The sequence below is a fragment of the Dolichospermum sp. UHCC 0315A genome, from assembly GCF_008121535.1.
GTDB classification, from domain to species: domain Bacteria; phylum Cyanobacteriota; class Cyanobacteriia; order Cyanobacteriales; family Nostocaceae; genus Dolichospermum; species Dolichospermum lemmermannii.
On record NZ_CP043056.1, the window covers coordinates 3,379,342 to 3,400,744 of the forward strand.

20 protein-coding genes and 1 pseudogene are annotated in these 21,403 nt (G+C 38.9%); 16 read left to right on the top strand and 5 right to left on the bottom strand.

Features of this window, described 5'->3' with window-relative positions; all coding sequences use genetic code 11:
• Nucleotides 1–655: 655 nt before the first annotated feature.
• From BMF77_RS16435 to BMF77_RS16485, 11 genes and pseudogenes are all read left to right on the top strand, one after another.
• A complete protein-coding gene (locus BMF77_RS16435) occupies nucleotides 656–1,612 on the top strand; it encodes an RNA polymerase sigma factor, RpoD/SigA family (protein ID WP_148764259.1) in 957 nt (318 codons plus the stop codon).
• 246 nt (nucleotides 1,613–1,858) lie between these two features.
• Nucleotides 1,859–2,203, top strand: a complete 345-nt coding sequence (locus tag BMF77_RS16440; protein WP_015080421.1) for a DUF760 domain-containing protein — start codon at nucleotides 1,859–1,861, stop codon at nucleotides 2,201–2,203.
• 573 nt (nucleotides 2,204–2,776) lie between these two features.
• Nucleotides 2,777–4,351, top strand: coding sequence for a photosystem II high light acclimation radical SAM protein (locus tag BMF77_RS16445; protein WP_148764261.1), 1,575 nt, complete (start codon nucleotides 2,777–2,779; stop codon nucleotides 4,349–4,351).
• Nucleotides 4,352–4,557: 206 nt separating this feature from the next.
• Nucleotides 4,558–5,958, top strand: coding sequence for a DICT sensory domain-containing protein (locus BMF77_RS16450; protein WP_148764263.1), 1,401 nt, complete (start codon nucleotides 4,558–4,560; stop codon nucleotides 5,956–5,958).
• A complete protein-coding gene (locus BMF77_RS16455) occupies nucleotides 5,955–6,605 on the top strand; it encodes a pentapeptide repeat-containing protein (protein ID WP_148764265.1) in 651 nt (216 codons plus the stop codon). Before BMF77_RS16450 ends, BMF77_RS16455 begins: the two co-directional genes overlap by 4 nt.
• A 176-nt stretch (nucleotides 6,606–6,781) precedes the next feature.
• Nucleotides 6,782–7,378 carry a YdcF family protein gene (locus BMF77_RS16460; protein WP_148764267.1) on the top strand — a complete coding sequence of 199 codons (597 nt, stop codon included), beginning with the start codon at nucleotides 6,782–6,784 and terminating at the stop codon, nucleotides 7,376–7,378.
• Between the two features lie 55 nt (nucleotides 7,379–7,433).
• Nucleotides 7,434–7,979 (top strand): dTDP-4-dehydrorhamnose 3,5-epimerase, encoded by a 546-nt coding sequence (gene rfbC / locus BMF77_RS16465; protein ID WP_148764269.1) that lies wholly within the window; start codon nucleotides 7,434–7,436, stop codon nucleotides 7,977–7,979.
• Nucleotides 7,972–8,859, top strand: a complete 888-nt coding sequence (gene rfbD / locus BMF77_RS16470; protein ID WP_148764271.1) for a dTDP-4-dehydrorhamnose reductase — start codon at nucleotides 7,972–7,974, stop codon at nucleotides 8,857–8,859. Before rfbC ends, rfbD begins: the two co-directional genes overlap by 8 nt.
• Nucleotides 8,856–9,932, top strand: coding sequence for a glucose-1-phosphate thymidylyltransferase (locus BMF77_RS16475; RefSeq protein ID WP_148764273.1), 1,077 nt, complete (start codon nucleotides 8,856–8,858; stop codon nucleotides 9,930–9,932). The genes rfbD and BMF77_RS16475 overlap by 4 nt, the downstream gene beginning before the upstream one ends.
• Before the next feature lie 383 nt (nucleotides 9,933–10,315).
• Nucleotides 10,316–11,182, top strand: a pseudogene (locus tag BMF77_RS16480) (DUF1565 domain-containing protein); the annotation flags it as partial.
• Nucleotides 11,183–11,560: 378 nt separating this feature from the next.
• Nucleotides 11,561–12,262, top strand: a complete 702-nt coding sequence (locus BMF77_RS16485; RefSeq protein WP_148764277.1) for a COP23 domain-containing protein — start codon at nucleotides 11,561–11,563, stop codon at nucleotides 12,260–12,262.
• Here the strand turns inward: BMF77_RS16485 and BMF77_RS16490 are convergent, their stop codons facing one another.
• Both BMF77_RS16490 and BMF77_RS16495 read right to left on the bottom strand, forming a co-directional pair.
• Nucleotides 12,263–12,808 (bottom strand): peroxiredoxin, encoded by a 546-nt coding sequence (locus BMF77_RS16490; protein WP_148764279.1) that lies wholly within the window; start codon nucleotides 12,806–12,808, stop codon nucleotides 12,263–12,265.
• Nucleotides 12,809–12,852: 44 nt separating this feature from the next.
• Nucleotides 12,853–13,464 carry a peroxiredoxin gene (locus BMF77_RS16495; RefSeq protein ID WP_015080406.1) on the bottom strand — a complete coding sequence of 204 codons (612 nt, stop codon included), beginning with the start codon at nucleotides 13,462–13,464 and terminating at the stop codon, nucleotides 12,853–12,855.
• 78 nt (nucleotides 13,465–13,542) lie between these two features.
• On the opposite strand from BMF77_RS16495, the gene BMF77_RS28705 reads away from it, so the two are divergent.
• Nucleotides 13,543–13,668, top strand: coding sequence for a hypothetical protein (locus BMF77_RS28705; RefSeq protein WP_256370313.1), 126 nt, complete (start codon nucleotides 13,543–13,545; stop codon nucleotides 13,666–13,668).
• A gap of 491 nt (nucleotides 13,669–14,159) precedes the next feature.
• On the opposite strand, the gene BMF77_RS16500 is transcribed toward BMF77_RS28705, so the two are convergent.
• Nucleotides 14,160–14,597 carry a hypothetical protein gene (locus BMF77_RS16500; protein ID WP_148764281.1) on the bottom strand — a complete coding sequence of 146 codons (438 nt, stop codon included), beginning with the start codon at nucleotides 14,595–14,597 and terminating at the stop codon, nucleotides 14,160–14,162.
• A gap of 605 nt (nucleotides 14,598–15,202) precedes the next feature.
• On the opposite strand from BMF77_RS16500, the gene BMF77_RS16505 reads away from it, so the two are divergent.
• From BMF77_RS16505 to BMF77_RS16520, 4 genes are all read left to right on the top strand, one after another.
• Entirely contained in the window at nucleotides 15,203–16,630 is a 1,428-nt protein-coding gene (locus BMF77_RS16505) for a hypothetical protein (protein ID WP_148764282.1), read from the top strand.
• A 316-nt stretch (nucleotides 16,631–16,946) separates the two neighbouring features.
• Nucleotides 16,947–18,506 carry a tetratricopeptide repeat protein gene (locus BMF77_RS16510; protein ID WP_148764284.1) on the top strand — a complete coding sequence of 520 codons (1,560 nt, stop codon included), beginning with the start codon at nucleotides 16,947–16,949 and terminating at the stop codon, nucleotides 18,504–18,506.
• A gap of 153 nt (nucleotides 18,507–18,659) precedes the next feature.
• Nucleotides 18,660–18,899, top strand: a complete 240-nt coding sequence (locus tag BMF77_RS16515; RefSeq protein WP_015080402.1) for a type II toxin-antitoxin system HicB family antitoxin — start codon at nucleotides 18,660–18,662, stop codon at nucleotides 18,897–18,899.
• The gene (locus BMF77_RS16520; RefSeq protein ID WP_148764286.1) at nucleotides 18,896–19,126 is read left to right on the top strand and encodes a type II toxin-antitoxin system HicA family toxin; all 231 of its coding nucleotides are present in this window, start codon (nucleotides 18,896–18,898) and stop codon (nucleotides 19,124–19,126) included. Before BMF77_RS16515 ends, BMF77_RS16520 begins: the two co-directional genes overlap by 4 nt.
• 46 nt (nucleotides 19,127–19,172) lie before the next feature.
• Here the strand turns inward: BMF77_RS16520 and BMF77_RS16525 are convergent, their stop codons facing one another.
• Both BMF77_RS16525 and BMF77_RS16530 read right to left on the bottom strand, forming a co-directional pair.
• Complete coding sequence (locus BMF77_RS16525) at nucleotides 19,173–20,354, bottom strand: aldo/keto reductase (protein WP_148764288.1); 1,182 nt, start codon at nucleotides 20,352–20,354, stop codon at nucleotides 19,173–19,175.
• Nucleotides 20,355–20,387: 33 nt separating this feature from the next.
• Nucleotides 20,388–21,308: a TIGR01777 family oxidoreductase gene (locus BMF77_RS16530; protein WP_015080396.1), complete on the bottom strand. Its 921-nt coding sequence runs from the start codon at nucleotides 21,306–21,308 to the stop codon at nucleotides 20,388–20,390.
• Nucleotides 21,309–21,403: the final 95 nt, after the last annotated feature.

The following is a 21,403-nucleotide window of genomic DNA, read 5'->3' on the forward strand; positions in this document are numbered from 1 at the left end:
GATTTTTATGATTATTTGGCTAGTTTTTCGCAGAAATCTATGATTTTTACGACAGATATATCATCTTAATTAAAAGAATCACAAGAATCATAGTTCAGACCTTTGATGATTTTTATGATGAATCCTGCGGATTTATCGGGAAAATCCCTCATATTAATCAAAATAATCAGAAAAATCATAGTTCAGACGTTTTCCTCATCTTCATCAAAATAATCCTAAAAATCATAGTCCGACATTATTAAGCAATTGTTACAAAAGAATAATTATGGTTATCATTGAGATATTTTAACAAATATGAGGAAGCTATTTCCGCTCTAGAGAATTGATCGTTATCCCAGTAAATGTATGCTATTCAGTAATTTCAGCGTCTGAGGTGATCTCAAATTACGGCCAAAGTGCGGGTTTCCCTATAGTCAAATTATTCTCATAAATGTTACAATTATTAATATTCCCGAAAACACAAAAAATGTTTGACTTGCTACTGTGTATCTAACTATAGATACTTGTGGAAACAAGCAGACAGGTGTAACCTTTAGCAGTAAAGTACCTAATTTCCCAAATAAGAGTAACCTGAGTTGATCGGGTGTGACCAACTCAAAACATTATTCCGTTAACGACCCTATCAGCAAACCCACCATTACCCAAGAGTAGCGCCATGAAGACCGCTCAATCAGCCACCGACCTCGTGCGGACTTACCTGCGTGAGATTGGCCGTGTGCCACTCCTCACCCACGAAGAAGAAATTTTTTATGGTAAACAGGTGCAACGATCTACTGCTTTGCATGAGATCCGGGAAGGTCTTGCTACCCGGTTAGGTCATGAACCCAGTGTAGAAGAGTGGGCAGCAGCCTCTGATATAGAAGTATCAGAATTAAATCAGGCGATCGCTGTTGGTGAAATAGCCAAACGGAAAATGGTAGAAGCCAATCTCCGTTTAGTCGTGTCCGTTGCCAAAAAGTACATTAAACGCAATGTTGATTTACTTGACCTCATTCAAGAAGGCAGCATCGGAATGCAACGAGGTGTAGAAAAATTTGACCCCACCAAAGGGTACAGATTTTCTACCTATGCCTATTGGTGGATACGTCAAGCTATTACTCGGGCGATCGCCGAAAAAGCCCGGACTATTCGCTTGCCCATTCATATTACGGAAAAACTCAACAAAATTAAAAAAGCCCAGCGGCAACTATCCCAAGGTCTAGGACGTGCGCCCACAGTAGCGGAATTATCTCAAGAGTTAGATTTAACACCCAAGCAGGTGCGAGAATACTTAGAGAAAGCCCGTCTGCCATTATCTCTAGACTTGCGGTTAGGAGATAACTATGACACCGAACTGGGAGAAATGTTAGAAGACACAGGAGCAACACCGGAAGATTTTGTCATGCAAACTTCCCTCTCCTATGACTTAGAACGGATCATGTCAGAACTCACTCCCCAACAAAAGGAAGTCATTACCCTGCGTTTTGGGTTAGTAGATGGACAATCTTTAACTCTGGCTAAAATTGGTGAAGTCTTGAATATTAGCCGGGAAAGAGTCCGCCAAATTGAACGCGAAGCTTTAAACAAACTTCGCAAATCTAAAGCGACTATGAATGAGTACCTTGCCAGTTAGTCGGTTGTTATTAGTCAATGGTCAGTTATTTTTTGCTTTGTGGGTGGAGTTTCCCCACCCATACTCACTAAATAGGTGAAAAACACTCCCATTTTAGTACGGTTAAACCGACTCCCTCGAAAGGAATAAACTGTTAGATTGGTTGACATGAATTATATAATAGTTAACTAAATAGAATCAGCAATAACTACCAGTTATTCCAGTCACAAACACCGTCGTTAGTAGTGGCAGTACAGGAGGTCAAAGGTGAGTAACAAATCTAATCGAGTATCAGAATTTTTTAATAGTGAGTCGGAAACAAGTAATTTATTATGGCAATACGTTAAATCATTAAGTCCAGAAACAGTTAACCAATTATCTAAACCTACTTCTACGGAAGTTTTGCAGGTAATGGAACGGAATATTATCGGACTTTTAGGAAATTTACCTTCTGAACAGTTCGGGATTACTATTTCTACTAATCGGGAAAATTTAGGTCGCTTATTGGCATCTGCGATGATTAGTGGTTATTTTTTGCGAAATGCAGAACAAAGAATGGGTTTTGATACGGTTATGCAAAGCACAGAAACTAATAATAGCGAAGTTGATTAACACTTTCAGGGCTGAAGTCACTGGGTTTTTCGCTTACCAAGTGTTTCTCTAAAAATTTTGTAAATAAATTTATATTTACTTTACAAAATAGCTAATAAACGTAAATCTGGCTGTTTATTTTCGATAGAATCTCTGTAAATAGTTTGTAGATAAGAATTTCAGCCTCTTATCCCCAAACTTTATTCTCGCTGGTAAGTTGAATTATCTCTGACTCTATCTCTAGAATTACAACTAAAAATCATCGCTAAATTTATAAACTCGATGTTATGGTAAATGTATATGAAAATTTTGTTCATAATATCTCGCGGTAAGTGGGAAACTCGGGGGCTTGGCTCCCTGAAAGGGATGGTTCGACATGGCTCACCAGCCGCGACAGGAGGGATTTTAATCCCCGTGGTATAAACACCATCCACATAATATAAAAAGCAAATTTTATGCAGTGCAGTTTTCGCTTTCAATCTGATTGCTAACGGCAAAAATTTTTGCACACCACAAAACAACTGAAATGTCAAAGATAATGCTGGTATAACTCTCTTTTCCTCAACTACGGCAAGCATTACAGTTTAAATACGTATGAACGCAAATAAAATCCTCTACGTTCGCCTTCCCTGTAACCCCATCTTTCCCATTGGTGTTGTCTATCTTGCAGATCATGTTCACAAGCTATTTCCCCATGCAGAACAGCGGATTTTTGACTTAGGCACAATCCCCCCACTAGATTATACTTCTGCCTTAGACAGATGTATTGACGAGTTTCAACCCACATTGCTCGTCTTTTCTTGGCGGGATATTCAAATTTATGCGCCAGTAGGTGGACGGGGCGGTAATCCTCTCCAAAACGCCTTTGAATTTTACTACGCAAAAAATCCCTTGATTAAATTGCGTGGTGCTTTTGGCGGATTACGAATTTTTATTGCTTATTATGTAGAATTATGGCGCAATTTAGGATTAGTTAAACGGGGTTTAAAACGCGCCCAAAAATATCAATCTCAAGCCCGTGTAGTCTTAGGTGGCGGTGCAGTTAGCGTCTTTTATGAACAGTTGGGTAAAAGCTCACCGCCCGGAACGATTATTTCTGTAGGTGAAGGAGAAACCCTGCTGACAAAACTACTTAATGGTGAAGATTTTCGAGATGAACGCTGTTATGTAGTGGGAGAAAATAAACCGCGTCAACGCCTAATTCACGAACAACCTACACCCCTAGAAAAAACAGTTTGTAATTACGATTACATCGAAACCATTTGGCCGGAATTTAATTATTACCTGCAAGAACAGGATTTTTATATTGGTGTCCAAACCAAACGTGGTTGTCCTCATAATTGCTGTTATTGTGTTTATACAGTAGTCGAGGGTAAACAAGTCCGCATTAACCCTAGTGACGAAGTTGTTGCGGAAATTCGAGAATTATACAATCGAGGAATTCGTAACTTTTGGTTTACAGATGCTCAATTTATTCCCGCCCGTAAATTCATTGATGATGCTGTAGAACTTCTCCAGAAAATCGTTGATTCGGGAATGTCAGATATTCATTGGGCAGCATACATTAGAGCCGACAACTTAACACCCGAATTGTGTGAGTTGATGGTAAAAACAGGCATGAATTATTTTGAAATCGGGATTACAAGCGGTTCTCAAGAACTGGTTCGCAAAATGCGAATGGGTTATAACTTACGAACTGTTTTACAAAATTGTCGTGATTTAAAATCCGCCGGTTTCAATGATGTAGTTTCTGTTAACTACTCCTTTAATGTAATAGATGAACGTCCTGAAACTATTCGTCAAACTATTGCTTATCACCGCGAACTCGAACGGATTTTTGGGGCTGATAAAGTTGAACCTGCTATTTTCTTCATTGGACTCCAACCCCATACCCATTTAGAAGAATATGCCTTTAAAGAGGGGATTCTCAAACCTGGTTATGATCCGATGAGTTTAATGCCTTGGACAGCAAAAAAACTCCTTTGGAATCCTGAACCATTAGGTTCTTTCTTTGGTGAAGTTTGCTTACAAGCTTGGCGACAAAATCCCAATGACTTCGGACGGGAAGTGATGAATATTTTGGAAGTCAAATTGGGTTGCGCTGATTTGGAAGATGCACTTTCTGCACCCATAGAAAAACCAGAAAAACAATTGGCTGGCGTATTATAGAAAACATAAGCCCAGGTGATCAGAAAGATGCCTCTCGCTTCCGTTAGGGATACGCGGCTACACAAACGAAGTCCGCCTGTGCGGACTAATTAAAACTTAAGATATTGAACCCACGAAGGCGGTCACTGAGCTTGCCGAAGTGTGGGTTTTGCCTGTGTAGACGCGGTTTCTAACCGCCCTATTATCCGAAATCCCCAATTAATTCCATGTTACAAGGTTCAATTCTTCAACAGTTAGAAGCATCTCACCGCCATAGTGCTAGACCTATTCATTTTGGCGTGTACTATAAAAATACCTTAGTGTCTCTCTGCCATGCCTTGGAAGATCATATTTTAACGAAAGATAATGATCCTTTGGTGATTACGGCTTTCCAGCAGGGTAAATGGTATCTGGAAGAGGCTCAAAGATACGCAGATATCGCGCAACACAGCCGGGCAATTGTGATTATGGCGGCGGCTGATGCTGGTTTTGCCGAACATCCTACTGGTCAATTACCTAACATTGATTTAGTGGGATTAGCTGCTGATGATCCTGTGGCGCAGGAGTGGCATTTGATGATTTTAGCTCCTGACTACACAGCTATGGTAATTTGTCAAGAGTTATCTGAAGCTGACTATGGGAAGGATGGTTTGCCAACTTGCGATTTAGAGCGTAAATTCTACGGTTTATGGACATTTGAACCGGAATTAGTGGAAGAAACCGCAGAGTTAGCGATCGCTCATATCAAAGACTATCATCCTGAACTAGCACTCAAACTAAGTCAATATAAACAAGCAATTCACCCAGCTATCTGTCCAGGAGAAGAAGTAGCTACCGTTGTCTCTCGTGTTGTTGATTACCTCAAAACCGGACAAGGTAACTTACCTATTCTCACAGCATCTCACCAAAAATTTCTAGATCGTAACTTGGTATCTAACGAAATTCAGGCATTTTTGCGGATGGCACAGTTGATTGATCTAGCAGATAGCCGCAATCCTGTAGCCGCATCAGAAGTAGCATCTGTTGTTGAAACAATGGGGCAATTATTAGATTTACCCGCATGGCAAATTAAAAGATTACGCCTAGCTGCTTTGTTGCATCGCTTAGACCCACTGCAAAAAGCCGAAAGCCTGATTAGTCCCAGTCATATAACAACAGCTTATCAAGATGAAGCTCCCAGTTGTCCCCTGGCTTGTCCTCTCGTACCAGCAGCGCAAGCATTACGAATCATGCCAAGACTACGGGCTATAGCTCAAATTATCACCCACCAAAGCGAATGGTGGAATGGTACAGGCGAACCCGCCGGTTTAGCTGGTGATGATATTCCTTTAGAATCAAGAATTTTATCATTGGTTGCAGAATTTCAGCTACAAGTTAACCAGTATAAATACTCTAGCAAAGGGGGAGCAGAGATATTTTCTCAAGCCCTAGATCGGTGTCGAAAACAACAATCTACCCGCTTTGATCCTAAACTTGTAGATACATTAGGTTTATTAGTAATGGGTTTACAACAGGGGCTTGATTTACCGATAATGACACCCAAGATCAGCAGCGGTTTATGGTTACTTGACTCCCGTTGGGATACCGACAGCAAAAGTAGTGAGCAGATTTCAGTGTACAGCAAATGAATATAGAAACCATTAGATTAGGGCAAAACAAACAACTCCCCGGTGCAAATTTAGAAGATGAGGATCTATCTCACCTAGATTTAAGGAAGATAAATTTAACAGGGGCTAAACTGGTGGGGACTGACTTCACTGGTTCTAAATTAGAGGGTGGTCATTTTGAAGGTGCAAATTTAATGGGGGCTAATCTGCAAGAAACCGACTTGCGGGCTAACCTGATGGGTGCAAACTTGATGCAGGCTAACTTGACAAGTGCGGATTTACGTGGTAGCAACTTACGGGGTAGTAACTTGATGGGAGCAATCCTCAACGATGCGTCTTTAGCGGGTGCTTTTTTAAGTGGTGCTAATTTGCATGGTGTAAATTTGCAGAGTGTTGACTTGCGATGTGCAGATTTACGAGGTGCAAATTTAACTGAAGCTAATCTCAAAGGTGCAGATTTAAGCGGTGCAGATCTACAAGGTGCTGTACTAATTGAAGCGAATCTTGAAGAAGCAGATTTAAGAGCAGCAAATTTAGCAGGGGCTGATTTGACCGGAGCTAATTTACTCTGTGCTGAATTAGATGCAGTGAAGTTAAATGGCGCAAATTTAGATCGGGTGTGTTTGCGGGGAACAGTTTTGGAAGCTAGTACCGCAGGGCGGAATTAAAAATTAACAATTAAAAATTAAAAAAGCAGATTACACAAGCTTTTTAGTAATTTTTAATAGTTGGTTGATTTACGCCGTTGTGTACTAGTACCGCAGGACGGAATGAATAGTTAGCTTGAATACTAGGAGTCAGGAGGAAGAAAGAGGAAGAAGAATTATGTAGAACTTGATAGCCTATGAAATGGAAGGTTAAATTAGCTTGGTTTGTTTTCGGGATCATATTGGTGTTAGTGGGCATAATTCCTGTGAAGATAGCGATAGCCTTTCACCAAGTTCCTGTACCCCAAGCAATTCTTGTATTGGGTGGTAATGGTAGTCGGATGGAATTTGCTGCCCAGTTCTGGCAATCTCACAGAAATTTAGATATTTGGGTTTCTGATTTTGAATCAAACTTAAATTATAATCGCCTGATTTTTGAAAAGTTTGGTGTTCCTAATCGGCAATTACGGTTTGATGGCACGGCGACGGATACAGTAACTAATTTCACAACACTGGTAAACAAATTTGCTGACAGTAAGTTACAGCATCTTTATTTAATTACATCGGATTATCATATCCGAAGATCAAGGGCTATCGCTACTATTGTCCTTGGTAGTCAAGGGATTGTGGTTACACCTATTGCTGTGCCGTCATTGGGTGACAATTCAGAATCTCTGCTGCGAGTCATGCGAGATTGTGGGCGATCTTTTTTGTGGATTGTGACTAATCGAACTGGAGCTAGTTTTAATCCTCGCATTAAAGCAACTACATTTATTCATAAACAAATTATATAGTCAAATTGAAATCGTGATATTGTTTTAAGTGTTCTTTAAAATATTCAACCATTCAATGAATATTATCCCCACCTCTATTCCTGATATCCTCCTCCTAGAACCCAAAGTATTCCAAGACTCACGGGGCTTTTTCTTCGAATCCTACAATCAAAAAACATTCACAGAAAAACTGGGAATCACAGCCAACTTCGTCCAAGATAATCACTCCAAATCTGAATACAATGTGCTACGAGGATTGCATTATCAAAGCATCCAACCTCAAGGTAAATTAGTCCGCGCTATTGTTGGGACAATTTTTGATGTTGCAGTAGACATTAGAAAAAATTCCTCTACCTTTGGACAATGGGTAGGTTACGAACTCAGTGCCGAAAACAAACGCCAATTGTGGATACCAGCAGGTTTTGCCCATGGCTTTCTCGTGCTTTCAGAAATTGCCGAAGTTATCTATAAAGCTACAGATTATTATACACCAGGAGGCGATCGCGCTATCCTTTGGAATGATCCAGATTTAGCTATAGATTGGCCTCTAGAAACACCCCCAATTTTATCAGCTAAAGATAGCAACGCTCCAACTTTCAAAAACGCCGAAGTTTATGAGTAAATCAATATTACTAATAGGTAGTAACGGACAAGTTGGTACAGAACTACAACATACCCTAGCATCCAACTACAAAGTTATTGCCCTTGCCCGTCCAGAAATAGACTTAACTCACCCTGAAAAATTACGCCAAATTATCAGAGAAACCCAACCCGAAATAATTATCAATGCCGCTGCTTATACCGCAGTAGATAAAGCCGAAAGTGAACCAGAAAATGCTCACCTGATCAATACTGTCGCCCCGCAAATTATCGCTGAAGAAAGTCAAAAATTAGGAAGTTTCTTAATTCATCTTTCCACCGATTACGTATTTAATGGTAATAGTAATTATCCCTATCGAGAAACAGATAGTACCAATCCATTGAGTGTATATGGACAAACAAAATTAGCGGGAGAGATAGCAATTCAACAAAATTGTCCCCACCACATAATTTTGCGGACAGCTTGGGTTTATGGAACTTATGGAAAAAGCAACTTCGTAAAAACCATGTTACGAGTTGGTCAAGAAAGATCAGAAGTTAGAGTAGTTGCCGATCAAATTGGTAGTCCTACTTGGGCGCAAGATATAGCTTCAACAATTACCCAAATTATCCCCCAATTAACCTCAGAAAATGCGGGAATTTATCACTATACAAATAGTGGTGTAGCCAGTTGGTATGACTTTGCCATAGCAATCTTTGAAGAAGCAGAAAAACTCCGTTTCCCCCTAAAAATTGCCAATATTATTCCCATTACTACCCCCGAATATCCCACACCCGCAAAACGTCCTGCTTATTCTGTCTTAGCTTGTGAGAAAATATCTCAAATCTTAGGAACTTATCCTCCTCATTGGCGACAAGAACTAAGATTAATGTTAAAAGAATTACAAGGAAAATCTCTATGAAAGCACTGATTTTATCCGGTGGAAAAGGGACAAGATTACGCCCCTTAACTTATACAGGAGCAAAACAACTTGTTCCAGTTGCCAACAAACCAATTTTATGGTACGGCATTGAAGAAATGGCTGCTGCGGGGATTACTGACATTGGTATTATTATCAGCCCAGAAACAGGGGCAGAAGTCAAGAATAAAACTGGAAATGGCGAAAAATTCGGTGTTAATATCACCTATATTTTACAAGAAAAGCCAGCAGGATTAGCTCAAGCTGTCCAAGTTGCCCGTCCTTTTTTAAAAGATTCCCCATTTGCCATGTATTTGGGAGATAACCTGATTCAACAAGGAGATTTAAGTTCATTTTTAGATAAATTTACTCAACAACAACCAGATGCTTTGATTCTGTTACGTGAAGTCACAAATCCTAGTGCTTTTGGTGTGGCAAAGGTAGACGAAAAAGGCAAAGTATTACAGTTAATTGAAAAGCCAAAAGTTCCCCCGTCAAATTTAGCATTGGTAGGGGTTTATTTTTTTTCGCCAGTTATCCATGATGCGATTTCTCTGATTAAACCTTCAGCTAGAGGAGAATTAGAAATTACTGATGCAATTCAATGTTTAATAGATCAAGAAAAAGAAGTTTTAGCTTGTAATCTTGACGGTTGGTGGTTAGACACAGGTAAAAAAGATGATTTATTAGAAGCTAACCGTCTCATTCTCGATACCTATTTGCAAAAATCAATTTTAGGCGATATTGATCCGAAAACTCAAATTACTGGCAGAGTGCAAATTGGGACTGAATCTAAAATCATCAACTGTACAATTCGCGGACCCGTGGTAATTGGTAATAATTGCTATTTAGAAAACTGTTTTATCGGTCCATATAGTAGTATTGCCGATAATTCAACACTCATAGAAACAGATTTAGAACACAGCGTGGTTTTAGAAGGTGCTAAAATTACTGGAATTCAGCAACGAATTATTGATAGTTTAATTGGACAACGCGCCCAGTTAAGTATTGCCCCCCGTCGTCCTAAAGCATTACGCTTTTTAATTGGTGATGATTCTCAAATTGAACTGACTTGACGCTTTAATCTCGCTTTTTAACGGGGTTCTCCACTTACCCATCAAAACTTTTTGGCTTTTGATGGGTTCTCTATGGCTAAAGTCATCCTAAACTAAGCTGTCGCGCACTTAAATTGTATAATTTGGAGGTGGAAACCAGCCTATAGCCGAGATTGGGTTCAAAAACTAGATGCGTGACAGCTTATCGGAGTTTTCACCCAATTTCGTTATAAGTTTTACTTGTCTTATCAGAGAATTTATGGTTTAATTCGTATTAAGTCATGTAAGGATACACTCATCAAATCAAGGATGTACTTATGAGCAGCCAGTTTAGATCAAAAACCCCTGTTTTATTGGCGAACTTAGCTATATCTAGTTCCTTAATCTTCACTTTTCCAGTCCAGGCGCAATTGCCGACCGTTGCACAGGTAATTTATGTTGATCCAGCTATTGGTGTAAATACTGCTGAGGCTGGCACATCTGCAACAACTCCTTACAAAACCATTACCTTCGCACTGAGTCAGACTAAACCGGGTTCAGTGATTCAGTTAGCTCCCGGCAACTATAGCAGCGAAACATTCCCTATATTACTCAAACCAGGAATAACATTACGGGGTGACGAATCAAGCAAAGGTAGAAGAGTAGTTATTTCCGGTGGTGGTATTTATATCAGTCGCACCTTCGCTAAACAGAACATTACCATCCTAGCAGATCAAGATACCACAATTGCTGGTATCACAGTCACCAATACCAATGAAAGGGGTACGGGTCTATGGGTAGAATCAAGCAACCCCATAATCATAAACAATACATTTACTAACAACTTCAGGGAAGGTGTATTTGTCACAGGCACGGGAAATCCTCGAGTTGAAAATAACCAATTTGTGCAAAACAGTGCCAATGGCATTGCTATCACAAAATCAAGCCGGGGCGAAATTCGCAATAATCTATTTCAGAATAATGGCTTTGGTTTAGCTATTGGTGATACTTCCACACCCTTAATCACAGAAAACCAAATAGTCCAAAATAAAGATGGTATGGTCATCTCTGAATCAGCCAAACCTTTACTGCGTAAAAATGTAATTCAGAATAATCAACGGGATGGTATTGTCCTCATTCTGAATGCTTCACCGGATCTGGGGACTAACAATAATCCTGGTAGCAATAGTATCAGCAATAATGGTCGTTACAACCTCTACAATGCTACCAAAAACTTCATTTCTGCTGTTGGTAACAATGTTGATGCCTCACGCATTGCTGGTTCAGTCGAAATAGGTAACAGCCAAAGATCAACACCATATTCCTCCCAAAGCGATGATTTATCAGCCAATGATCCCAACATCGCATTGCTACAAAAATGGGAATTAACACCCATTTCCTGTGCCTCTGGCAGCCAAGTAATTACCATCATGATGGGTGGTAAACAATACTGTGTTATGCCCCATCCTGACTTAACAGCCAATAGTTACGAATATAATCAGAGTAATGGCAACCTCAAAGCTTTAGTCAATTCCCCCAACAGAGCTTCCCGTCCGAAAAAAGAGGGTTTATAGGATCTGTGTTTTTGTTCTTTATCAATTATTTCCACCTTTTTAGTCAGAAAACGGAAAAGTCTAATCTCCTCTTACTTTAAACATTTACGAGGTTTTATGAAACATCAATGGAAAACAACGATTCCGAGGTCGGGCTTCGCTATCACAATTGCCACCTTAGCCCTATCCAGTATTTTGTCCTGGGGATCTACGGTTCAAGCCTTACCACCTGTGGATAATACAGATGATAATAGTAACAGTACTGCCATGCCGGATGTAGACCCATCGGAGGAAGCCAACACTGGAACTCAATTTACCTGTGTATCCCAAGGTGATGGTAACGTAGCTACAGTTGGTCAGCGACCCGGTGGAGAACCAATCCCTGTAATTATTTGGACTTCAGCATCTTTAAAATACTTTGGTGAGAAATTTACTCCTCAAAGCCGTTGCCAAATCGTCACACCGAAATTAAATGCGGCTGTAGCTGAAAGTGGCGGTAGCCTCAAAGATGTCGTGTTGATGAGCGGTAGAGTCCGCAATAAAACTGTCATTTGCGTGGTTTCTGTCAATGACACTGGTTGTGATGGTAATAATACTCTATTTACTTTAAACCCGGACAACGCCAAAAAGCCAGAGGAAATTCTTACCCAAATGATGCAAATCAGTCGTGAGGGTTCTAGTGCTGGCGTAATTCGGGAAACAAAAGGTCGTGTACAGGTAACATTGAGCGATTTACTACCCAGAAAGAATAAGAATAATCGCGTACCTCGGCAAATCAGAAAAAAACCTGCTATTAGAAATAAGTCTGGTGGTTTGTAATTATCTAAAATAAAATTCTGATTCTAGAAGTGTCTCTACACTGGCATTATGATCTAAGAAGGAAAATAAATGTCTGTAGAGCATTTTGCCATCTTTATCTAAGATAAATTGTGCTGGTAATGGCGCTCCTAATGCCTGTCCAGTTCTATAAGTACGAAATGTATGGCAACTGGAATCACTCAATAATGGCATTTTTAAGCCCAAGTCTTGAACTATTATTTGACTTTGCTTTTTGTCGGTGCTAGTAATTAATAGAATTTCAATTCCCCGATTTTTAAACTGTTCATAATTTTCATTTAAGGCTTGAATATGGGGATAACAAAATGGGCAATATTGCTTTTCGGTAAAAATTCTGGTAAAGGCAATTATTACAGGTTGTTTACCTCGAAAATCAGATAGCTTAACAACAGTATTGTTAGTAATATCTGATAATTTAAAATCTGGTGTGCCTATACCCAATCTGAAATTATCTAACGCGGGTATAGGGAGAAAATTATGGAAAAATCGCTCGTTAAATAAGCCAGTAAAATCAGTTGAAGTCAACATAAGATATTCAAAATTAAAAGTTTAATTACCAAATTCCCAATTCTCTAAATATCAGCAAAGTAAATTTTAGACTTCACGGGATCAGGATTCATGGTTTTGTCCCCAGGTTGCCAATTAACAGGACAAACTTCATCGCTATGGGACTGAACGTGCTGAATTGCTTGTAATGTTCGCAGGGTTTCATCTACATTCCGACCAAAGGCTAGATTATTAATAGTGGAGTGTTGTAGAATGCCATCTTTATCTATGATAAATAAACCGCGTAAAGCAATACCAGCGGTGGGATCGAGAACGTTATAAGCGGCACTAATTTCTTTTTTGATGTCAGAAACTAGGGGATAATTTATGTCACCGACTCCACCAGATTTACGATCTGTTTGAATCCAAGCGAGGTGAGAAAATTCACTATCAACGGAAATACCCAAAATTTCTGTATTTAGTTGGCTAAATTCTGCGTAGCGATCGCTAAATGCTGTAACTTCAGTGGGACAAACAAAGGTAAAATTTAAGGGGTAGAACATCAGAACAACATATCTACCACGATAGTCAGACAATTTAATTGACTTAAACTCCTGATCTACTACGGTTGTTGCTGTAAAATCGGGAGCCTGCTGACCAATCCGGAGACATCCCTCTGTTCCATAGGTAAGTGTCATTAATCTAATTCTCCTTTAACTTTATATCATAAGATCACGCGGTAAGCGGAAAACTCAGTCCCTTTAGGGCTGAGAGGGATGGTTCGACGCAGCTCACCAGCCGCGACACGAGCAGTTTTAACCGCTGTGGATATTAAAATTGAAACCAGATTTTTGATTGGAACCTGGAAACCAACTCCCATTTCTGGGGTAATGTTAGCTTAGACCAGTTATAAGAGCTTGTTAGACTTGCAACACTGTTCCAGTGACCTTAGAACTGTTTAATCACAAGCGACAGAGCGGGGAACTAGCAACGCATTCCGAGGTGTCGTGACTCAAATAACGGCTACCCTTCGACTACGCTCAGGGTGGTCTGGTCAGTACAGCTTGTTTGATTTCTCTTACAAGCTCAATCCCTTTAGGGCTGGGTTACTGACAGTTGGATTTATTTTTGAGCGCAGGCACATCGGTTAGATTGAAACTTTTAGAGTCTTGAAAAACTCATGTTTCCGGCTCAATTAGGGGCTTTTTAACTCAATATCCTCAGCAGCCGATTATATCACGAAGGAATATATCAGCAAATCGGCTTTTGGTGATATGCGCTCCTATCATTTATGTGGAAGCGCATCTGGAGATGATTTTGTAGTGAGGGCTGAAGCCCTCAAATGAGGAATAAATTCCCCACTACAAACTTTGAATTATTCAAGCCGTTCTACTTAGTTATTAACATACTTACCAATCACCTGAGCAAAATCTGGTACTGCCTCTTGCACGTGTTTTTCTGCGGAATTACGGAATTTTTCGTAAGTTCCTCGCACCAGTTGGCGTTTGGTATTTTTAACCCTGGCATCAGTTACACCTAGCAGCGCATTTGCGGTCTGATTACTATTGGCTGTGAGGTATTCCACCGGTTTACCCTGTTGCACTCCTGCACTCCAAATAGGATCAATTGCAGTTAAGCAAACCGGTAGGAGGGACTCAACCACATTGGTGATATAACCCGGTTGAATTCCCTTGAGTGCAGCAAAGGCGGCTTTCATGGCCATGCCGCTTATGCCTGACTTAGATGCCAGTTGTGCGTCTATCATGGTGCAGCAGTCTTGGACAATCAAGTCCTTATGACCAGAATTCATTAATTCTTCATTCAGTCCCATTTTAATACTCCTAAGTATCAAATTGCTTGATTTATTATCTTATAAGTAGTTGAATAAAATTAAATTCATTCATGGAGTCAGGGAACAGGGAAAAGTATAGCATTCGGAGAATTTTGATGTTGATTGCACCCCATTATTCCCAGGATGCTTCAGCGCAGCTTGTCTTAGATATCATTCAGGCTTAGTCTGTTGCTAAGGTTATGTGTCATATTCAGATCACGGGAACATAAAAACTGAAGATATCATTAATTCCCCTGTTGAACTTATCCCCTTGGGAAGTTATTATGTATGGGAGTAAGGTGCTTCTTGGCAATGACAAAATAGCCTAAAAGATCAAAAATAATTGAGAAGACACAAATTTCAGGAGTTAATCAGTTTTACTTGAGTATTATTATTCCCCTTCCCTAAGTAGATGATACTGTGGGATATTAACTTCATTATTGAGCAATACCTTCGCCAAATTGAAAAAAGCCTTGATTCGTAGGTTGGGTTGTTGCTTAACCCAACAAAGCAAAAATAGCGCAGGTATTATGAAGATAACCCCTGAATTCTTTGTTGATAAAATTTCTATTCAAGTTTAACTGATCAGAATCAACCATAACAGTATGTCTTACGTATCTCTCCTAAAAAACATACCAGAAATATTCAGCCAACCAACGGGAATAGCCGCTATAGCTTCCCTTGGTATCCACGGCGCTATTGCCTTAATTGTGCCATTAATGCCAGTTAACTCTGGTCAATCTTCTAAAACTGACTCACCCAAAGCAGTGGGATTGATGGAACTGAGTACCGCTGATCAAAGCCGATTACCACAACCCCCTAGTACATCCCCAGTAGCTTTACAGCAACCCCAATTACCGCTACAGCAACAACTACCAGGTGCTAATTCAAGCAGTCTATTAACTAACTATCCCGCTTTACAACCGGAATTATCTAGTCAGTCGGTATTACCAGCTATTCCGAGTTCGCCAACTAACTTGAACCTTTCTTATCTGCCTAGCAAGCAATCTATTGAAAGATTGACTCGCAATGATTTACAGATAGCAATGTCTAGATTACCAAGAAGTACATATACTCCCTCGACTTCCTCGACTTCTCCTTTTGTCAATAATCTAGATCAGAGAATGAAAGAAACCGGATCTCTCGGTATTAATCGGTTACCAGAAGTGCGACAAAGTAATGAAATACCTGGAGAACCACTGAATAATCCGTCTGCTGAAGCTATTGATATTGGCAGTACAACAACAGCAGGTATTTCACCACCACAAACAGTGGCCTCAGGAAATAATGCCGTTAAGATTCCTCAAGATGGAGAAAAATTAGCTTTAACAGATAATTCTAGGGGACAATCGCCAGAAATCATCACAAATGAATCTGAATCAAAAGGTAAAAAAACTGAACAATTACTGGCTAAACTGAACTCCTACAATACTCTTAGACAAAATATTCGTCAAGAATATCCCAATGTTAAAGAGAAAGGGGTAATTCGTGAAACCATCTCTACAGATACACCGGAGATGGAAGGGACAGTTGTGGGTAGATTAGTTGTAGATCCAGATGGTAAGGTTTTAGATATTAAATTCCAAGCAGGAACAGAATCGCCTAAGTTACAATCTAAGGCTAGGGAATTTTTCAGCGCTAATCCACCTCAAGCTGATAAGCAGTTAATTAGCTCTTATCCTTTCCAACTCAAGTTCCAAAATAATCCCAATTCTGCGGGAGTAAGTTCTAAGACTCAACCAACAGCCACTTCAAATACTGAAAAAGTATTTGAATCTAAAATCCAACCAACAGCGACACCAAATTCTCAAAAATTACCTGAACTCCAAATCCAACCAACAGCCACACCAAATTCTCAAAAATTACCCGAACCTGAAAATACTAAAAATCGTCCCGAAACTCCATCAGTAAATACTTCTAATTCTGTCACTTCTGAAAAATCCAGTAGTAATTCGCCGGCTGTATCTACTGAATCTAATCAAAAACTTATCCAAACTTTACGCCAAATCAAGGAAGAAAGAAAAAATCCTTAGCACCATGATCAAGGATCTGGTGCGTTACGTTATCGTTAACACACCTTACGTATTTTTGAAGAATCAAACCGGATTTCTATATATTTGTAAGGGTTTAGCAGTGTTTATTGGTGTCAACGTAAGAACCGCCAGGGAATAAATTCCCTGTCTCATAGCTCAAGTCCGTTAAAACGGACTAATAAATTTTGCTAGTGTTTAGTCATCAAAAGAGAACTTTCGATATTAGCAAGGAACTTGAGTTCGGCATGGGGTTTTGCGTTAAGTTGACACCAATGAATCTCTTGCTTTACATAAAAAGACCGCAGAAATATTAGACATGGATTGGATTACTCTCCTGCGATCGCTACAATCTGACTTTTTGAAAAGGTTAACATCTAGTTGTCTACTTCATTGTGAAATAGAAGGTCAACATAGTGAATTAACTATCATTTCTGGTGAGAGATTAAAGGCATTACGGGAATTTTGCTGGTTAATGGCGGAAAAATATAAACGCACTTCTCCAGTCCGTGACGTTTTTATTAATAATCTTAAAGGTAAATTAGGAGAGGAAGTTGTTAAAGAAAGATTAGCGGATTTTATTACGGAAGTAGATTATGAAAAACGCTTTGGTGGTGATGGTAAAAGTGATTTTACACTCACTGCTAATTCTGTAATTGGCGTTGAAGTCAAATCTCGTCACGGTAGTATTGATAGAGTTAGATGGTCAGTGAGTGCAGAAGAAGTGGAAAAAAATGCAGTAATTGTTTGTATTTTGATTCAAGAAGAAGTCAATGAAGCCCAATCTGCATATCACCTTTTTTTAGCTGGATTTCTCCCCACACAAATGATTAAATTGAAAACTGGGAAAATTTCCTTTGGAATTAATCAATTATTGTATGGTGGTGGTTTATTTTCCTATTTAGAACAATTTTCAATTTCGGCAAATTCTCATAAATCTGATTTATTTCAAAGTCAAATAATTAAACCCCAATCTACACCTGTTGATTTAACTATTTTTTATTTAAATCTCGGTGATGAATATTTCCAAAAAGGGGAATATGCAGCGGCAATTAATAGTTACAATCAAGCTTTACAGTTTAATAATAGTGATGCTGATATTTATTATAAACTCGGTTTAGTTAATTATCAATTAGGTGAATATCACACAGCAATTACTAATTATAGTCAAGCAATAAATATTAATATAAATCATCCTCAAGCTTACAATCAAATAGGTTTAGTACATTATCAAATAGGTAATTATCACATAGCCATAGAAGCTTACACCCAAGCAATTAGAATTAATCCCCATATTGCGATTAATTATAAAAATCGTGCTGATGTTCGTTCTCATCTTGGTGATACTCAAGGAGCAATTGAAGATTATAATCAGGCAATTAACCTTAATCCTGATTATGCTACCACGCAAAAAGATAGACAAATATCTCGATATTTATTAGATAAACAACAGCAATTAAAGCAAATAATTGATATTGATCCTCAGGATGCTATTGGTTATAAAAATCGTGGACATGATCGGGTTGAATTAGGAGATTATGAAGGAGCAATTACTGATTATAATCAGGTAATTCAAATTAATCCTGATGATATTGATGCTTATTATTGTCGGGGTAATGCTCATTTTGATTTGGGAAAATATGCAGCAGCAATTGCCGATTATACTCAGGTAATTAAAATGAATTTTCACTATGTTAATGCTTATTATAACCGAGGAAATGCCCTATTAGAAATTGCAGATAAACAGGGAGCAGTTGAGGATTTCCATAAAGCAGCAAATTTATATTGGCAAGCAGGAAAATTAGCAGAATATAAAGATACACAAGCTAGAATAATAGAATTAGAAATAGAAGCATCTTTAGATATTTTAAATTTTTAATATCAATTTTTTGTGGTACAGAATCATAAAATCATCCGTCTTTATCTGCGTTTATCTGCGTTTATCTGCGGTCAATAATTATTAAAATCTGACTTTAAAATTTATCAAAACAGTTTATAATAAAATAGTTATTAGTGAGTAACTTACAAGTATATGAATAATCAGGGCAAACAAGTTTATAATTACACCGTCATTCTCGAAAGGGAAGAAGATGGAGGCTATCATGCTTTTTGTCCCCTTCTTAAGGGCTGTCATTCTCAAGGAGATACTTTTGAAGAAGCGATCGCCAATATCACAGAAGCTGTAGAATTATATCTTGAAAGTCTCATGGCTGATAATCAACCTATTCCTAAAGAAGATTTTATTGTCAAGCCATTAACTGTTTTAGTATGAGTATTTTTCCAAGTGTCAAAGCTAAAGAGTTTATTAAAGTTGTTGAAAAATTAGGTTTTTATTTTGATCGTCAAAAGGGCAGTCACGCCATTTACAAGCATAATGATGGGCGTAGGGTTGTTACTCCTATTCATTCGGGAAAAGATATCAAACAAGGTACTTTAACAGGAATGATTCAAGATGTTGGTATTGATAAAGAAACATTCTTCAATTTGTTAGGAAGATAGGAGATACTTCTCAAATCCCCTATTTCACAGTACCATAATCCCATTTTCAACTCTGAGACAAACGCTTTATCTCTGCACTTCCTAAAATATCGTGGGCTTTCGCCAACATTTGGGGAATTTTTTCAGCTTGGGGACTATTAACAAGACATTCTCGTAAATCTAATTCATCTAACCTATCAGCCCGATTACCAGGAAACCAATGATCAGCTTGTCCTAAGAGATTATAACGCATTTTGCCATAGTCTATCATATCATAAGCCAAAGCCAAATTTAACAGCCACAAAATCACCCGCATATTTACTTCCCCTGGAGTTTCTTCCCAAGTTGGTAAATTAGTTTCCCAGGTTTTTACCCAATCTTCTCCTAAAATATTGATTGCTTCTGATTCCAATCTGGAAATAATTGGTGGTAGAATTTCTGCCGCATTATCTAATAATTCCAAAGTCTTTAAATGCTCATCAAAATCAGTTGATTTGGCTGCACCTATACTCAAAGTATGCACTTGAGGATGACTCAAACAAAATAAATCATTAAACACCATTGGACTCAAAGGCGCACACAAATCAACTAACTTTTTGGGAGGTTGATATAATAACCCACCTTTATTAGAAGGGCTAATAATAAATACACCCATATCTAATTTAGTTGCAGCTTCAACAGCAGCCCAGTTCTGGCGATTAATATAGTACCAATGCAAATTCACATAATCAAATTTATTACTATTAATTGCTTGCAAAATTATATCTGTGTGACCATGAGTAGAAAAGCCAATAAATTTAATCTTACCTTCAGATTGTAACTGTTTTGCTACTTCTAAACAACCACCTTCACGAATACTATCATTCCAAGTTTCTGCATTATTAATGCCATGTAAACTAAACAAATCAACATAATCTAACTGAAGATAAGCCAAAGATTTTTCAAAGGTTTGGCGAAATTCTTGAGGGTCTGCAACAGGAGAAACTTTAGTTTGGACTATTAATTTTTCACGAGGAAATTGGGGGAGGATTTTTCCCAACTGCATTTCTGATGTTCCATAACCGCGTGCAGTTTCAATATGATTAATTCCCAATTCTACAGAACGACGAATTACAGCCTCTAAATTTTCCTGATTATCTACGGGAATTTCCTCTGGTGTGACATCTTGCCATTTATATTGATATCGCATTCCTCCGCAGGAAAACACAGGCATTTGTATTTCTGTCCGGCCAAAACGTTTGTATAGCATTTGTGAATTTTTTAACTATCTATTAACTAAGAATTAGGTAAGAATTTGTGTTAGTGCTGATTGCAAATTCGGATATTGATATTCAAAACCTGACTCTAAAGTGCGTTTGGGTAAAACCTGTTGTCCTTCCAAAACCACCTTAGCCCCGTCTCCTAATATAGCTTCTATGGCGAATCCCGGCACAGGCAACCAAGAGGGACGATTCATGACGTTACCCATTGTGGTACTTAAATCATTCATGCGAACTGGTTGAGGAGCAGTGGCATTATATACTCCCTCCATTGTTGGTTTAGTTAAAGCTTGGATAATTAAACTGACAATATCATCTAAGTGAATCCACGAAAACCACTGCTGACCACTGCCAATAGGGCCACCAGCAAAGAGTTTAAAGGGGGTAATCATTTTCCCTAAAGCGCCACCATTACCCAAAACAATCCCAAAGCGTAAAATTACTAACCGCACATTGGTATCTTTTACCTTTCTCGCTTCCGCTTCCCACTCTTGACAGACTTGAGCGAGAAAGTCATTACCAGAAGCGCTATCTTCATCAAAACTGGCAGTTTCACTGGTTCCGTAATAACCAATAGCCGAAGTATTGACTAGGACAATGGGGTGAGGATTAGCTTTAGCTATAGCTTCGACAATTTTTTGTGTTCCTAGTTTGCGAGTGTTGAGAATTTCCTGCTTGCGTTCTGGTGTCCAACGTCCCTCAGCAATGGGTTCTCCTGCCAAATTAACTACGCCGTCACAACCAGATATAGCATCTTGCCAAGAGCCGGATACACTGGGGGTATAGGCAATAATTTCTAAGTTAGGAAAAGCTGGGGAGGGAAATACTTTTTGAGCAAAGGTAGGATTGCGGGTTAATACCAAAATTCTATGACCTTCCGTGTGTAGTCTTTCTACCAACCGACTACCCACAAATCCTGTTGCACCACTAATTGCTATTTTCATTGATATTGCTGGTTGTTGATTACCTACTGGGGAATGGGAATTAAATAAAGGACAAATCTTAATTTACAGCACCTTCCGGTGTTATGAGCTACTTA